Annotated in this window: 11 protein-coding genes and 1 pseudogene; 3 read left to right on the forward strand and 9 right to left on the reverse strand. The window is 65.9% G+C overall.

The features are described from left to right. Positions 1–159: 159 nt before the first annotated feature. A pseudogene (locus tag DA075_RS33985) lies at positions 160–897 on the reverse strand (ArdC family protein); the annotation flags it as partial. Positions 898–1195: 298 nt separating this feature from the next. Here DA075_RS33985 and DA075_RS33990 point away from each other — a divergent pair. Continuing rightward, the gene (locus DA075_RS33990) at positions 1196–3034 is read left to right on the forward strand and encodes a bifunctional diguanylate cyclase/phosphodiesterase (protein ID WP_244936664.1); all 1839 of its coding nucleotides are present in this window, start codon (positions 1196–1198) and stop codon (positions 3032–3034) included. A 21-nt stretch (positions 3035–3055) separates the two neighbouring features. Here DA075_RS33990 and DA075_RS33995 read toward each other — a convergent pair whose 3' ends face one another. The 8 genes from DA075_RS33995 to DA075_RS36920 form a co-directional block, all read right to left on the reverse strand. Beyond that, the gene (locus DA075_RS33995) at positions 3056–6328 is read right to left on the reverse strand and encodes an error-prone DNA polymerase (protein ID WP_099957462.1); all 3273 of its coding nucleotides are present in this window, start codon (positions 6326–6328) and stop codon (positions 3056–3058) included. Next, positions 6325–7845, reverse strand: a complete 1521-nt coding sequence (locus DA075_RS34000; RefSeq protein WP_099957463.1) for a Y-family DNA polymerase — start codon at positions 7843–7845, stop codon at positions 6325–6327. Before DA075_RS34000 ends, DA075_RS33995 begins: the two co-directional genes overlap by 4 nt. Then, positions 7760–8512, reverse strand: coding sequence for an ImuA family protein (locus tag DA075_RS34005; protein ID WP_099957464.1), 753 nt, complete (start codon positions 8510–8512; stop codon positions 7760–7762). Before DA075_RS34005 ends, DA075_RS34000 begins: the two co-directional genes overlap by 86 nt. A 138-nt stretch (positions 8513–8650) precedes the next feature. Continuing rightward, a complete protein-coding gene (locus DA075_RS34010; RefSeq protein ID WP_099957465.1) occupies positions 8651–9229 on the reverse strand; it encodes a PIN domain-containing protein in 579 nt (192 codons plus the stop codon). Beyond that, positions 9219–9665: a MerR family transcriptional regulator gene (locus tag DA075_RS34015; RefSeq protein ID WP_099957466.1), complete on the reverse strand. Its 447-nt coding sequence runs from the start codon at positions 9663–9665 to the stop codon at positions 9219–9221. Before DA075_RS34015 ends, DA075_RS34010 begins: the two co-directional genes overlap by 11 nt. 73 nt (positions 9666–9738) lie before the next feature. Then, a complete protein-coding gene (locus tag DA075_RS34020) occupies positions 9739–11100 on the reverse strand; it encodes a tyrosine-type recombinase/integrase (protein ID WP_099957467.1) in 1362 nt (453 codons plus the stop codon). Positions 11101–11406: 306 nt separating this feature from the next. Further along, complete coding sequence (locus DA075_RS34025; RefSeq protein WP_099957468.1) at positions 11407–11598, reverse strand: hypothetical protein; 192 nt, start codon at positions 11596–11598, stop codon at positions 11407–11409. Between the two features lie 636 nt (positions 11599–12234). Next, positions 12235–12396 carry a hypothetical protein gene (locus DA075_RS36920; RefSeq protein WP_164712596.1) on the reverse strand — a complete coding sequence of 54 codons (162 nt, stop codon included), beginning with the start codon at positions 12394–12396 and terminating at the stop codon, positions 12235–12237. Between the two features lie 554 nt (positions 12397–12950). On the opposite strand from DA075_RS36920, the gene repA reads away from it, so the two are divergent. Both repA and repB read left to right on the forward strand, forming a co-directional pair. Then, positions 12951–14174: a plasmid partitioning protein RepA gene (repA, locus tag DA075_RS34030; RefSeq protein WP_099957469.1), complete on the forward strand. Its 1224-nt coding sequence runs from the start codon at positions 12951–12953 to the stop codon at positions 14172–14174. Positions 14175–14329: 155 nt separating this feature from the next. Then, positions 14330–15184: a plasmid partitioning protein RepB gene (gene repB / locus DA075_RS34035; RefSeq protein ID WP_232388884.1), complete on the forward strand. Its 855-nt coding sequence runs from the start codon at positions 14330–14332 to the stop codon at positions 15182–15184. Positions 15185–15378 lie beyond the last annotated feature (194 nt).

Consider the following 15378-nt stretch of genomic DNA (forward strand, 5'->3'; position numbering starts at 1 on the left):
GCTGACCTTCACACCGATGCGCGCTATGGCCCGGCAGCTATCAGGCTGGCCTCCGCCAGCTCTTGGGTCAGCGCTACGGCCAGCCTGATTACTGCCTACCGTGGGCGTCCATCGCCGACCTTACTGCAATGTTGCGGACGGCGCAGACTGTCCAGATAAGGCGACCAGCTCCTCGAACGCGTATTTCTTGGTGCCGAAGCCGCCGGTCATGTCGCGGCCGAGACGGGACGGATGGCCTGTGGCGTGACCCAGCTCGTGCAGCGCGGTGCGGTGCCAGTTGATCGGTTCAAAATAGGCCTGGGGCGGCGGGACCTGCACATAGTCGAGCGCCGGCACATAGAAGGCGCGATTGCCGCCGATGCGGAAATCGATGCCGGTGGCGCGGATCAGCGCCTCGACCTGCGGCTCGATCAGGCCTGGCGCCGGTGGCGGCGCGACAATCGCGACATCCTCCGGCAGGCCCTCGCACTGTGCGGCGTTGAACACCGTGAAGCGCTTCAGGAACGGGATCGCCTGGGCCTCGTCGCCGGTCTCGCGGGCGCGCCGCTTCTCGTCGTCGGGCACGAAGCGGTCGGCATAGACGACGGTCGTGCCGCGCTCGCCCTTGCGGACATTGCCGCCGAGCGCCAGCGCCTGGCGGAAGGTGAGCCAACTCTGGCCGGCAAAGCCGTGCTCGATGACGGCGCCCCAGAGGATCAGCACATTGATCCCCGAATAATGCCGGCCGGTGGCGGCGTTCCTCGGCATGGCGAGCGGCGCCTTCGCCGCCGCGGTGCCCCAGGGCTGGACCCAGGGTACGCGGCCGGCCTCCAGCTCGCCGATGATCTTACCGGTGATTTCGTCGTAAAGGCTCGTCCGGTCCTGGCCGGCGCGAGCGGGTGCGGTTTTTCTGGACATCGCGGATCTCCGCGACGGGCGCCGGAAGCTCTCTCCCAGCTCTCAACCCGTCACGGCAAAGCCGGTCCGCACTCTCGCTCTATAGGGGGTGTTGCGGGGTGTCCCCGCAGAAGGGGTCGGCCGAGACCAAAGGCTCGGCCGCAGGGGAAGGCTTTCCCCTCCAGCGATGATTACCTCCATGTTTATCTTGTTGGGTAAGCCGAACTTCACATCTAGCGACTATTATAGTCGCATCCCTAAGTGTCAGTTGAGTTGGGCGACGACCGTGTTGTTGCATATCCAGAACAAGATATTGCGGATGATCGCCAACAGCGAACCTGTGGCTGACACGGCGCGCGAACTCTGTGCCGAGATAGAGACACTGATGTCTGGCGTGATCTGCTCGATCCTGACGGTCGATCAAGCCGGACTTTTGCATCCGCTCGCGGCACCGAGTTTGCCTGCGGACTATTCTTCTGCGCTGGATGGGATGATGGTCGGCCCGGAGGTCGGGTCCTGCGGCGCGGCTGCTTATCTGCGCGAACCCGTCATCATTGAGGATATCCGACGTGATCCGCGCTGCGCCCGCTCCATGGGGCTCATAGAAGGCCTTGGCGTGAGCGGATGCTGGTCCTTCCCTGTCGTGAACGCGGGCGGCGAGGCCATTGCCGTCATCGGCTTTTACAGCGAGCAAGCGCGCTCGCCGAACGCTTCTGAGCGCGCGCTGGCGGAAGCCTGCGTCGATCTCTGTGGTCTTGCGCTTCAGCGGCATGAGCGAGCCGTCGACCGCGAGCGCCGCGCGAACATAGACGCGCTGACCGGACTGCCCAATCGTTCGGCCTACAACGGCGCGATGGCGCAGATTCCGTGTGACGTCCCGGGGGCCTGGGCCCTCTTCATTATCGACCTCGATAATCTGAAGATCGTAAACGATACGTTCGGCCACCTGGCCGGTGATGCGCTCATCAAGGCGGCGGGGACCCGGATCGCGCGGGCGATGGCGCCCGACGTCAGCTTCCGGCTGGGCGGCGATGAATTCGCCGTCATCATTCAGAACCCCGGCTCGCTCGCCGATCTGAATGCGGCGGCGGAACGCGTGCTGACAGAATTGGAGCGCAGCGCCGATTGCGAGGGGCATGCCGTGGCGCCTCGCGCGACGATCGGCGGTGCCGTCCTCGGTGCCTCCGAACGGACTGCCGTGGCGGTCAACGAGGCCGCGGATTTCGCGCTCTATCACGCCAAGGAGACCGGTCGCGGCGGGTTTGTGCGCTACTGGCCGGGGATCGGTACGCGGATCACGCGGCGTCGTGACGCGATACGCGATGTGGCCGATGCGCTCGCCGATGAGCGCATGGAAACGCACTACCAGCCTATTGTCGCTCTCGATACGGGCGAGATCGTCGGGCTCGAGGCGCTCTGTCGCATGCGCACCGTGGCGGGTGAACTCGTAAGTGCCCTCGCTTTTCGGGAAGCGACCAGCGACGCCCATATCGCTGCGGAGCTTACGCAACGTGTTGCGGTAACAGTTGCGCGGGACATCGCATTCTGGCGGGATCAGGGTCTGCTCGTCCAGCAGGTCGGACTCAATGTTTCGACTGCCGATTTCTACACGGGCAGCCTGGCTCAGAAACTCGAAGATGCCTTTGGTCGTGCTGGCGTGTCGCTCGGCGGCTTGGTCGTCGAAGTGAGTGAGGATGCTTGCATCGGGCGAAGTGATCGCGTCGTAACGCGAGAGATAGAGGCGTTGCGCGCCGCCGGCGTCCGCGTCGCGCTTGATGACTTTGGAACGGGACATGCGTCGCTGACGCATTTGCTGAACGTGCCGGTCGACATCATCAAGATCGATCAGGCCTTCATCGGCCGACTATGGCCGGACGATCCAAGCATGGTGATCGTCGAGGGGTTAATCGATATCGCGCGGCAGCTCGGCATTGAGATCGTGGCCGAGGGGATCGAAACAGAAGTTCAGGCGAGCCAGCTTTGGTCGATGGGCTGCAAGGTCGGGCAAGGCTTTGCGTTTGCCCGTGCGGCAGACCGCGACGCGACGTCGGCGTTGCTACGCCGCCATGCGAGCGGCTGTGAAGGTGCGACGCCGATCTTCGCCCGAAGTCCGATGGAGGCTTCGACCAGTCGTTTACGAACAGTGCGCAGCGCTTGAGCGCGGGAGGCTCGGCGCAGCCTAGCGGAAATCGCGCGTTTTGACTTTGATCGTGTCGATGTGAAGGTCGGGGATGTAGATATCTCGGGTCCGAAGCCCCTTTGGCGGTAGGCCGCGCGGGTCAGGCGTCGGTGAGCCGTGGTGAAACTCGTCCCCGCGACCATGTGGCAGCGGAAAGGCCGTGTCGCGCTCGCCCACGCTGGCCAGCTCGGCGGAGAGATCGGTCAGCCGCTGGGCAACGAGGTGAACGACTTCGCCTTCGCGTTGAACGCGCCCGCGCGCCGCGATCATGCCGGCCGACAGGATGGTGCGGCGGTTCTGCTCGAAGACCTTGGGCCAGACTACGAGATTGGCGATCCCGCTCTCGTCTTCGAGGGTAATGAACATCACGCCCTTGGCGCTTCCGGGCCGCTGCCGCACCAGTACGATGCCAGCCGCCTCCAGCCAGCGGCCGTCCTTTGCGTCCATAGCCTCCTGGCAGGAGATCATGCGGCGGCGGCGCAACTCCCGGCGCAGGAACGAGACTGGATGGTCGCGTAGCGACAGGCTGACATGTCGGTAATCCTCGACGACTTCACCGCCCGCCGTCATAGGGCGCAACATGACGGCCGGCTCGGCGACCTCGGGCACGATCTCTTCCTCGCGGGCCGATGCGGCGGCGAACAGTGGAAGCGGCTCGTCGCGCAGCGCCTTGATCGCCCACAGGGCCTCACGACGGCCGAGACCGAAGGGCGGACGAAACCCGTCCGCTTCGGCGATCTGCGTGAGCGCAGCGACGGGTACGCCGGCACGGCGCCAGAGATCGTCCACTGTGCCGAAGGGCTGGTCCGCCCTAGCCGTGACGATCGCCGCGCCGTGGGCGTTGGCGAGGCCTTTGACCATGCGCAGACCAAGGCGAACGGCGAACCGCTCCTCGCTGCCGGTGGGCTCGAGTGTGCAGTCCCATCGGGAGGCGTTGGCGCAGACCGGACGGATCTCGACGCCGTGATCGCGCGCGTCGCGGACGATCTGAGCCGGTGCATAGAAGCCCATGGGCTGGCTGTTCAGCAGCGCGGCGCAGAAGATTTCCGGGTGCCAGCATTTCAGCCAGGCCGAGGCGTAAGCGATCAGCGCAAAAGAGGCTGCGTGGCTTTCCGGAAATCCGTAACTGCCGAAGCCCTCAAGCTGCTTGAAGGTCTGCTCGGCGAACTCGGCCTCGTAGCCTTTGGTGACCATGCCGGCGATGAGTTTGTCGCGGAAATGCGAGACGCCGCCGGTGAATTTGAAGGTGGCCATCGACTTGCGAAGCATATCGGCCTCGCCGGGCGTGAAGCCGGCGCATTCGATGGCGACCCGCATCGCCTGCTCCTGAAAGAGCGGCACGCCGAGCGTCTTGCCGAGCACCTTCTCCAGTTCGGGCTTCGGATAGTGGACGGGCTCAAGGCCCTCCCGGCGACGAAGATAGGGATGCACCATATCGCCTTGAATCGGGCCGGGCCTGACGATCGCGACCTGCACGACGAGATCGTAATAGGTGCGCGGCTTCAGGCGCGGCAGCATCGACATCTGCGCCCGGCTCTCGATCTGGAAGGTGCCGAGCGTGTCGGCCTTGCGGATCATCGCGTAGGTGCGCGGGTCCTCGGCCGGAATGGAGGCGAGATCGAGATTGACGCCCTTGTGCTCAGCCAGAAGGTCCAGCCCCTTCTTCATGCAGGTCAGCATCCCAAGCGCCAGGACGTCGACCTTCATGAACTTCAGGGCGTCGATGTCATCCTTATCCCATTCGATGACCTGCCGGTCCTTCATCGCGGCCGGCTCGATCGGCACGAGGTCGTCGAGCCTGTCATGGGTCAGCACGAAACCGCCAGGATGCTGGCTGAGATGGCGCGGCGCGCCCATGAGTTGGCGCGCGAGATCGAGCGTCAGGCGAAGGCGGCGATCGGCAAGATTGAGGTTCAGCTTTTCGACGTGCTTCTGTTCGACGCCTTCCTCCGACCAGGCCCAGACCTGAGACGACAGGGTGCCGATCAGATCCTCGGGCAGGCCTAGCGCCTTGCCGACATCCCGCAGCGCGCCCTTGGTGCGATAGCGGATGACAGTCGAACAGAGCGCGGCGTGGTCGCGGCCGTAGGTGTCGAACACCCATTGCATGACGATCTCACGCCGCTCATGCTCGAAATCGACGTCGATGTCGGGCGGCTCGCGCCGTTCCTCGCTGACGAAGCGTTCGAAGAGAAGGTCGTTGCGGCCGGGATCGATCGACGTGATGCCGAGGACGTAGCAGACTGCGGAGTTGGCGGCTGATCCGCGGCCTTGGCAAAGGATGTCCTTTGAGCGGGCGAAGCGGACGATCGAATTCACGGTCAGGAAATACGGCGCGTAGTCGAGCTTCTCGATCAGCCGCAGCTCATGCTGAAGCGCGGCAGCCACGCTGTCAGGCACGCCCTCCGGATAACGCTCGGCGGCGCCTTCCCAAGTGAGCTTTGCCAGCGTCTCCTGCGGCGTGAGTGCCGGATCGTCACGCTCCTCGGGATATTGATAGGCCAGCTCGTCGAGATTGAAACGGCATCGGTCGGCGATCTGCAGGGTTCTGGCAAGCGCCTCGGGATAACGGCTGAAGAGACGGTGCATCTCCTCGGGCGGCTTGATGTAGCGATCGGCGTGACGCTCCCGGCGGTCGCCGATCGTGTCGATCGTGACGTTGTGCCGGATGCAGGAGACGACGTCCTGAAGGATGCGGCGGGCGGGCTCGTGGAAGAGGACGTCGTTCGTCACCACGGTCGCAACCCGCATCTGGGCGGCCAGGTTCGACAGCTCGTGAAGGCGGAGCTGGTCGTTGGGCCGACGGCGCAATGTTAGAGCTAGGTAGGCCCGATCGCCAAACGCATCGCGCAGGCGGCGCAGCCTAAGGCCGCATTCCTCGTCGGCGAGATCCGGCACGACCACGGCGATCAAGCCTTCGCCGTAGGCGACGAGGTCCTGCCATTCGAGCACGCACTTCGCCTTTCCGCCGCGCCGCTTGCCGAGCGACAGCAGTCGGCAGAGTCGGGAATAAGCTGATCGGTCGGTTGGATAGACCAGCACCGACATGCCGTCGCTGAGGTCGAGACGGCAGCCGACAATCAAGCGAACCCCGGTTGTCTTCGCCGCTTCATGAGCCCGGACGATGCCGGCGAGCGAATTCCGGTCCACCACGGCCAGGGCTTCGATCCCGGCAAGCGCGGCCTGGGCGAACAGCTCCTCGCAAGACGAGGCCCCCCGCAGAAAGCTGAAATGCGAGGTGACCTGAAGTTCAACGTAGCCGGGCTGGCTCATCCGAAGACCCCGTGAATGAACCAGCGGTGCGAGCCTGTGGCGGTGTCCTCGCCGTCGCCGGCGCGAAACAGCCAGTAGCGTTCGCCGGCGTCGTCCTCGACCCGGAAATAGTCGCGGACGGCGGCCAGCTCAGCATCACGCTTCCACCATTCGCCGAAGACACGCTCAGGTCCGTCGCCGCGCCGAAGGCGGCGGCGGATTCCGCGCCAGGTGAACGACACCGGCGGATGGTCGGGGAGCAGCGCCACGGTCTCGACCGGCTCGGGTGCCGGGAGGAGGCGCGACGGTCTCGGCCAATGACCGGGCCAACCCGCTCCCGTGTCGGCCGCCATCGCCGGGATACGACAGACAGACCGTTCCGGAACGTCGCTGGCGACGGGGGCAAGCCGATAGAGGGCGCGCTCGCCAACGCGGTTCATCAAGGTGTCGATGAGATCGGAGACGTCCGGGGTGCTCTCCTCGACCAGCGAACTGACGATCTGCTTGCGTTCGAGCGGCTCGGCGACGCTTGCGGCAAGCGTCATCACCTCGATGCCGAAGCCGGGCGAGATGGTCTCGATCTTGTCGCACAGAAGGCGCGTCAGCCGCTTCGCGTCGCGCACCGGCGTGGCCATGCCGACCCGCACCGCCTGGGCCCGGCTATCGACGCGGTGGCAGATGAGATCGAGCCTGCGTGCGCCAAGCCCGCTTTCCTCAAGGCGTTCGCAGAGCTGCACAACAAGCTTGCCGATGTAACGGGCGATTGTCTCGGCTGCGCCGATCGGCTCGGCGAAGGCGCGGCGCACCTCGATGAGATCGGCAGGCCGAACCGGCTCAATGAGTTCGGCCGCAATGCCCAAGGCCTGGTCCAAGCGTCGGCCGAGTTCCGGGCCGAAGCGAAGCGTGAGCGGCGCGCGCGGCTGCGCCAGAAGATCGCCGACCGTTCGGAAGCCGAGCGTGCGCAGCGCCGCGACGGTGGAGGCCGGAATGCGTAACGCCTCAAGCGGCAACCGCTCCAAGACGGACGAGCCATGCCCCTTGGGCGCGATGACAACCGGCTGCGCTGAAAATCGGGCCAGTGCATGGGCCGCTCCCCAGGTGTCGGCGATCGCGCCTCTCGCGAAGATCCCGGACATGGCGAGGCGCCCGATCAAGCCGTCCAGCATGACAGTCTCGCCCCCGTGGAGATGATCAGCGCCGGTCGAGTCGATGATGAGGCCGTCGGGCGGATCGGGGGCGACGATCGGTGCATAGCGGAGAAGCCACACCGCGAGACGCTCAAGCGCCTCGGCGTCGGCAGCGGGATCGGCATCCTGCACGATGAGGCCAGGCACCAGCACTTGCGCCTTGGTGACGGGCATGCCGGCGCGCAGGCCGGTGGCCTGGGCCGCTGCATCCGCCGCCAGCACCACCCGCCTGTTCCCGTCGCGGCCAATCAGGACGAGCGGCGCCTCAGCCGGAGGCGCCGCGTCGCCAGCCTTCCGCCGCAGCCTGTCCGTGGACCAGCTCGGCAGGAAGAGCGAGACGACCCGTGTCATCGCACGCCTCCAACTCGAAATCTGCACTTTCGCCCGCTCGCGCGCGGATGAGTTCAACCAGCCAGCGGGCGCGGCCCACGCCGGGAACGGGTAGCGGCGTTGAGGGCATTACGGAGACGCGCCAGCGCGTCATCGCAGAGGTCGGTTGGCCGAAATCCGTCGCCTCTGTCTGTCGCCGCCAGCGCCGCAAAGCGATCCCGAGCGAGCCGGCGCCTTCGGCCGCCAGTTGCAGCCGTCTTGATGCTGTCATCGAAAGGCGGGCGACCTCGCCGATGACGGCCCCGAGGCCGCCGTGGCGCAATCCTTCTTCCATGCAGGCGAGGACGGTCTTGTCGTCCCCAGCTTCGAGGTAGATGACGCGGTCGCTCGCGAGCCCTGCCTGGGCAATGGCGGGCGCGAATAGGTCGGCACGCGTGATACACCAGAGGATTTTGCCTTTGGTGCGGGCCGCGAGGCCCGCGCTGAAGCAAGCCGCTGCGGCTCCGTCGACCGCTCCGTTGCCGCCGCCGGCTATTTCATGCAGCGCGCCGAGGGCAAGGCCGCCGCCGGGGAGTCGCGAATCCACCTCGGTGATCCCGAAAGGAAGGACCGATTTGGCGCGCCGGCTCCGGCCTTCGATCTTCTCGATCTGCGCGCGCAGGGACTCTATGGCGGGCTGGGGCCGCAAGTGCGTTCTTGACCTCCGAAGGCGGTGTAGTCATGTTCGCTATTTGTTCTGATTTTCGGGTCGTAGAGTCAAGAATGATTCTGCGGTCTTGCCAGCGCGGCGATAACTTGAAGCGGAGCTTCCGAGCCCTGCGGGGGATCAGGCCAGGTGCGCTTTGCGGCGCCGCAGGATGGGAGCGAACTCGGCCAGCCCCTGCCGTTCGAGAATGTCTATGAATTCCGCAATGGATGGCGTCGTGCGTCTGAGGTTTTCGCGCGCTCTCGCGATACTACTGAGAAGGGCTTTCGGATAGGCTCGGTGCAGGGCCGAAAGGAAGGCGTCGGGCGACACAGCGGCGATTCCGTGAGGGGCGATCTGCGAAGCGGGGAAATCCTTCAGGTTCCAAGTGACGATCGTCTCGGCACCGCCAGCGATCGCGGCCGCAAGCACATGCCGGTCATCCGGATCGGGCAAGGAAAGGCTCGGAATCAGGCTCCGATGGTTGGCGACATTGGCGTCAGGCAGGACGGCTTTCATCATGTCGCGGGTGGTCTCGAAGCGCGTAACCGGCGTGCTGGGGGAATTGGCGGCCAGATTGCGTATCCATTCCGCGTGAATGTCGTCGGTCCAGCGCGCGGCGACTAAGCCATCGAAGGCGCACTGGATCAGGACATTGCGCAGATGGAAGGGATAAAGGACGCAGGCGTCGTAGACCGCGATGGGCGGTCTAGAGGCCATGGTTGACGACAAGATCCTCTGTGTCTTCGGCCAAGGCGTCCATCGCCTTCCGGCGAGCGTCCAGCATCTCCTTCAAGGCCAGCACGTCCTTCAGCGATGCCCGGCGGTGCTTTCCGACATAGCGGAACGGCAGATCGCCGATGTCCATCCGATGGACGACGAGCGGACGCGAGATGCCTAGGATCACCGATGCGTCGGTCGGGCTCAGCTCTTGATCTTCCGTGAGCACGGCGACCCTCTCGCCGTTCAGCAGGCGAGACAGCAGCGTCTCGACGGCGCTGATGGCGGCCGGCGGAAGGGACAGGGTCTGCTCCCGTCCATCGCGACGCCGCACATGCACCTCCACGTGATCGCCCTCTGCCAAGGATGGCAGAGGCGTCACGGTCTTGCGGTCGCGGTCGGACAAACCGGCGAACTGCACCACTTGGCTGGCCATGATCGTGTCTCCTGACCAGCCAATATAAGGGTTGCGGGGCTTAACTGCAATAACTGAAACCCCCATCGCGCGATCAAGCTGCAAGCAACTGCTCCGAGTCCTCGGCCGTGTCCTGTTCGGTAGCGGCGGCCTTCTGCAGGAACCGCGCGAGGGCGGCTTTCCGGGAGTCGCGGTCCAGGGCGTAGGCCGTCTGTTTGAACTCGATCCCATCCAGAAGCCCCTGAATGTAGCCCGAGATAGTGTCGGCGGCCATGATGAGCGCGGTATCGAGCGTATGGATGTAGTTGCTCGTGACCGATCCCTTCGCATGCCCGACCAGCGCGGCGATCGTGACTTCGGTGAAGCCGAGATCGTTGGCGATACTGGCGAAGCTGTGCCGCAGGACGTGTGGCGTGATGTCGGCGAGCGCGGTGTCCGCGAATATCTGCTCCCAATGGTTAGGGAAGCTCCCGAACGCATTGTCATCACCCTGGCCGGGAAAGACGTAGGTGCCGGTCTGCTCCTTCCGGCGGTTTTCGAGATACTCCACGACAGGCAAGCCGATCGGACGGATCGAGCTTCCTTCCTTACTGTCGATCAGCCGGAGACAGCTTGAATCGGTGTCAGCCTCGCTCCAAGCCAAGGTGATCATCTCGGTCCGACGGCATCCGGTGAGCGCGAGCTGCCGGATGATGTCGACCGACAACTCATACTTCTCGTTCTCAGCAGCCTTGGTCAGGATGTCGCCGAGCAGGCGATATTCGGCCTCGGTCAAGCGCCGTCCGCGCACATTGTCCTTCGGCCGCCGGACGCCGTGGACGGGATTGAGGTCGATGATGCCTGCTTCAACCGCGTAGGTGAGGATGCCGCCGAACAGTCCGATCGTGCGGGTAGCCGTTCCGGCACCGCCGCGTACGATGGCGCGGCCGCGGAGCTTCTTCGTCTTGACGCTGCAGCGGGTCTTGCCGGCCATGATGTCTTTCAGGGCTTTCGTGATGTCGGCCTTCACGAGGTCCTTGACCCGTCGAGTGCCGAGCAAGGGCACGATGTGGCGCTCGATGCGTCCTGTATCCGAGAGGATCGTGCTCGCCTTCTTTGGCCGGCCACCCTTACCCAGGATGAGGCCAGCCTTGAGATCAGCGACGTAGAGGTCGCACAGCTCCTTGACGGTGATCGCCTTGTTGTCGAGCTGCTTCTCCTCGGCGGGATCTTCACCCTGAGCGATGCGGCCTAGTTGGACCTTCGCTTCCTGGCGCGCGCGCTCGGGCGTCCAGATGCCATGCAAACCGATGGTGAACCGACGTGAACGCTTGCCGAGGCGATACTGGATGACGTAGCTGCGCTTGCCCGACGCGAAGACGCGGAGGCCGAAGCCGGGGAGTTCGTCGTCCCAGATGACGTAATCTTTGGAGCGGCTTTCAGCGGCGTCAACGACCCTTTTGGTGAGCTTAGACATGGGCTTTCTCCGACCCGACAGCGCTCTCTCGCGTAAGCATCACGTAAGCAAGCGGGCGAAAACTGTGGCGAGACAGAGCGTACTTCCGGCGGAAGCCGAAATCAAATTCTTTAGCGATTACAGGGAGATAGGCGGTCATCGGCGGCTCCTGGCGTTTATTGGCGGAGCCAGCGATAATCCCTCCGAAGGCAAAGGTCACACGTTCGAATCGTGTCGGGTGCGCCATTCTTCCCAACCACTTAGCTCCAATTCGACCGCCCTGTGTCCAAGGGTTGTCCAATAGGCGGCAGTGAGCCCGGGTAGACCTCACCCATCCTCGCGAGCCTTGCCGTCAGCGCCCTGAGTGGCGGAACGGCGATCTATGGCCGCGTCATCGAGCATCACCAGGATCTGATCCACCACGTCGAGGGCGAGCCCGGCCAGGCGCTCGACCTGCTCGCGCGGGATGCGCTCTGCCGGGACGGGGCGGCCGGCGGGGAAGCGGATGATGTTGGTCATTGAAGCGTCCTATCCCTGGACGCCTCGACCGGAGCTTTGACATCGACTCCGTCAGGGGTTGCCACCGTTGATCGGCTAGCAAGCTCGTTGAGCAGGGCGTTTTGGATCGAGGCACAACGTTCGGCCTCATATCAGTCCGACAGCCCCCGCGGACCCCTAACTCGGGGCAGAACATGTTCCGCGAGAACGCGCGCCCGACCTGCTCGTATACACTCAGGAGAGCATCGAGTTCGCCAATCGGCATACCACCAAGATTGAGAGGGGCAATCTTAGCACCTCTAACGGCCTTGTCGGCCTTTTTTGGCTTGTCGACCGAAAAAGGGCAGATTTTCCCTACAGCGACCGACGATTCAGAGGCGAAGATCTCGTGGCGACCCGTGGCATCACCCGATCGCAACTGGTCGCGACGAGCAGCAATTGCGCGACTTTCAGCGTCGATTGACTTGCGATGACTATCGTGACTCCGCCCGCCCAGGCCCGACACGCGCTCGGACTCGCTGTCCACAGCGGACGCGTTGCCCTTGCTGCTCGCAGCGGCGAGCAAGCGCCCGGCCTCCTGGCGAAGCTCAGACGCCCTTTCGCGCAGGCCTTCCCCGTCTCGGAACGGAGCGGGGCGCGTCTTGCGTGCGGGAGCCATCACAGGCCTCCCTCGACCAGAAGCGCATCGAAGACTTGGCGTTCAGCCGGGCCTAGAGAGGCGAAGTCGCGGCGCAGGCCGTCGCGAAGCGCCACGAACGCATCGGTGTCGCGGGCCAGATCCTGTTCGACCGGCGTCAGCACGGAGGCGTCGTTGTCCATCGCCACCTCCCTCAGAATGGGCGCAGGACGCCGTCGCCGACGATGGTGCCGGCCACGAGGATAATGGCCGCCAGCGGCCCGCCGGTGGCGCTCAGGAAGCGCAGGGCGCGGACGTGTGGAGTGTCGGGCCGGACCGGCTGGACAGCCCCCGCTCAGGACCGGCGCCGCCCGCGCCGGGTGGAATGTCGGCCTGGAGAGAGGATCAAGCATCCGTCATGGTGGCCCACCGCCCTCCCCTTCCCGGACAATGCGGAGTCCCGATCGACCTCCCTACCGCGGATCGCCGGGGGATCCCGGTCCGGGACACGAGCCGCATGCCGTGGAACGCTTGGTCGGGCACTGGCTCCACCGTCCTGTGACGCACCGTGGCGACATCGCTGATGCCACGTCGCGCGTGATTCAGACGCCACAGCCAGACTGTCCGGATGCGCCGCCAAGCGCGTAGCTTGCGTGGGGCTTGCGCCGGCCTCGCCCTCCTCTGCCGAAGCGATCCACTCCTCTCGCTTGCGGTGTTATAATCGATTTCACCGTTTTACCGTGAACGAGGCAGGCCGATGCAGCAAAACGTTCAGCCGAGCGGAACGCCGGCACCCAGCCACACGGCGGGCCACGATGCCAAGATCCTGGGTGCGAAGCTGCGCGAGATCGCATCCGTCGTCTTCTCGCCGGCCGAGGCCAAGACCCTGCGCCGCTACACGTCGGGCGAGGTCGCCCGCATCCTCGGGGTGACGGACAGCCGGATCCGCCAGCTCCCCCCCAGCCTCCTCGTCTCCGAGCCCGAGGTCGCTCCGGGCGGGCGCCGGATGTTCACCCTGGCCGACATCCACGCCCTGCGCGCCCATCTCGACGAGATCGACCGGGTCGGCCGGCGCTACGTCCCGCATCGGGATCCCGCCAAGGGCGAGCACCTCCAGGTCATCGCCTGCGTGAACTTCAAGGGCGGCTCGGGCAAGACCACGACTTCCGCCCATCTCGCCCAGTCCCTGGTCCTGCGCGGCTATCGCGTGCTCGCGATCGATCTCGATCCCCAGGCCAGCCTCTCCACCCTCCTCGGCGTACGGCCCGAGAACGAGCGGGAGCCCTACCCGACCATCTACGACGCGATCCGTTACGGCGACCAGCGCCGCCCCTTCGACGAGGTGATCCGGCGGACCTACTTCACCGGCCTGGACCTGGTCGCGGCCGACCTGGAGCTGGAGGTCTTCGAGTTCGAGGCGCCGATGCAGTCGGCGCGGCGCAAACCCAACGACCCGGAGCCGCCATTCTTCGCCCGCATGGGCCTCGCCCTCAACGAGGTCGCGGACCGCTACGACGTCGTCGTCATCGATTGCCCGCCGCGCCTCGGCTACCTGACGATCGCGGCGCTCTGCGCGGCGACCGCGCTCCTGGTCACGATCCACCCGCAGATGCTCGACGTGTCGAGCATGCGCCAGTTCCTCACCATGATGGACGAGATCATGGAACCCGTGCGCGAGCAGGGTGCCGCCCCGGCGCATGACTGGTTCCGCTACCTCGTCACCCGCTTCGAGCCCCAGGACACGCCGCAGACGGAGGTGGTCGCGATGCTGCGCGGACTGTTCGGCGAGCGCGTCCTGACCAAGGCGATGCTGCAATCGGCGGCGATCTCGAATTCCGGCCTGCGCGGCCAGACCGTCTACGAGACGCCGCTCCGGCGTGACGAGGTCACCGGATCGACGTATCGTCGCGCCCTCGACGCGCTCGATGCCGTCAACGGCGAGATCGAAGGGCTGATCACCCGCGCCTGGGGCCGCACATGAACCAGAAGAAGCGCCTCAGTGCCATCATGGGCACGCCGGTCCAGGCCGATGCTCCACCACAGGCCTCGGCTGAAACGTCAACGGGTTACACCCCTGTAGCAGGTGCTACGCCGCCCTCCCCGGCCCTGGAGAAGCGTCCCGCGGCGGCGCGCTCCATGGCTGCCATGTGGGCGGCGTCCCGCCCCGCTCCGGCGGAGGCGGACGGCGCCATCGTCGAGCTCGACCCCGACCTGTGCCTGCCCTCGGCGATCGCCGACCGGGTTCCCGACGTCACCGACGAGGCCTTCGACGCCTTCGTGGCGCAGATCCGCGAGCAAGGCCAGCACACGCCGATCCTGGTGCGGCGCCATCCCCGGCAGGCGGGGCGATACGAGATCGCCTACGGGCGCCGCCGGACCCGTGCCGCCAAGGCGCTCGGCAAGCCCGTCCGCGCCGTCCTGCGCGACCTGAGCGATACCGAGCTGGTGGTCGCCCAGGGCTCCGAGAACCTGGCCCGGGAGGACCTGTCCTATATCGAGCGGGCGCATTTCGCCCGCAACATGGAGCAGGCCGGGATCGCCCGGGACGTGATCCTCAAGGCGATGGGCGTGCACCGGCCGGATCTCGCCAACTACCTGGCGGTGGCCGAGGCGATCCCCGCCCCGGTCCTGGCCGCGATCGGGCCGGCCCCGAAGGTCGGGCGCCCGCGCTGGCTCACCCTCGCCGAGCGGATCAAGGCCGCGAGGCCGGAGCAGGTCGAGACCGCCCTCGCCTCTCCGAGCCTCGCCGGCAAGTCCTCGGACGAGCGGTTCACGGCGATCCTGACCGCGCTCGCGGCGCCGCCGCCGCGCAAGGCGAAGCCGCGGGCCGAGACCGTGAAGGATGCCAAGGGGGTGAAGTTCGCGCGCATCGAGCGCAGCTCCGACGGCATGCGGGTGACGCTGGACGAGACGGCTGAGCCGGGCTTCGCCGATTACCTCGCCGAGCGCCTGCCCGAGATCCTGGCCGCCTACCGGCAGGGCAAGGGCTGACCCCTTTCGCACAGGGCGGAGGCGGGGACGCCGCCAGGGAGGATCCCGCAGAGAGGGTGCCGCAACGAGAACGGGCCCGCCGGATTGCCGTCCGGCAGGCCCGTTCTCTGTTGGTCTGGATGATCCCGGCGGATCCGGCCGAGGCGGGAGCCGGCGCGGCGGGCCGCCGCCGGGACGGGACGGGCCGGCCTTCA

The organism is Methylobacterium currus (assembly GCF_003058325.1).
Lineage (GTDB): Bacteria > Pseudomonadota > Alphaproteobacteria > Rhizobiales > Beijerinckiaceae > Methylobacterium > Methylobacterium currus.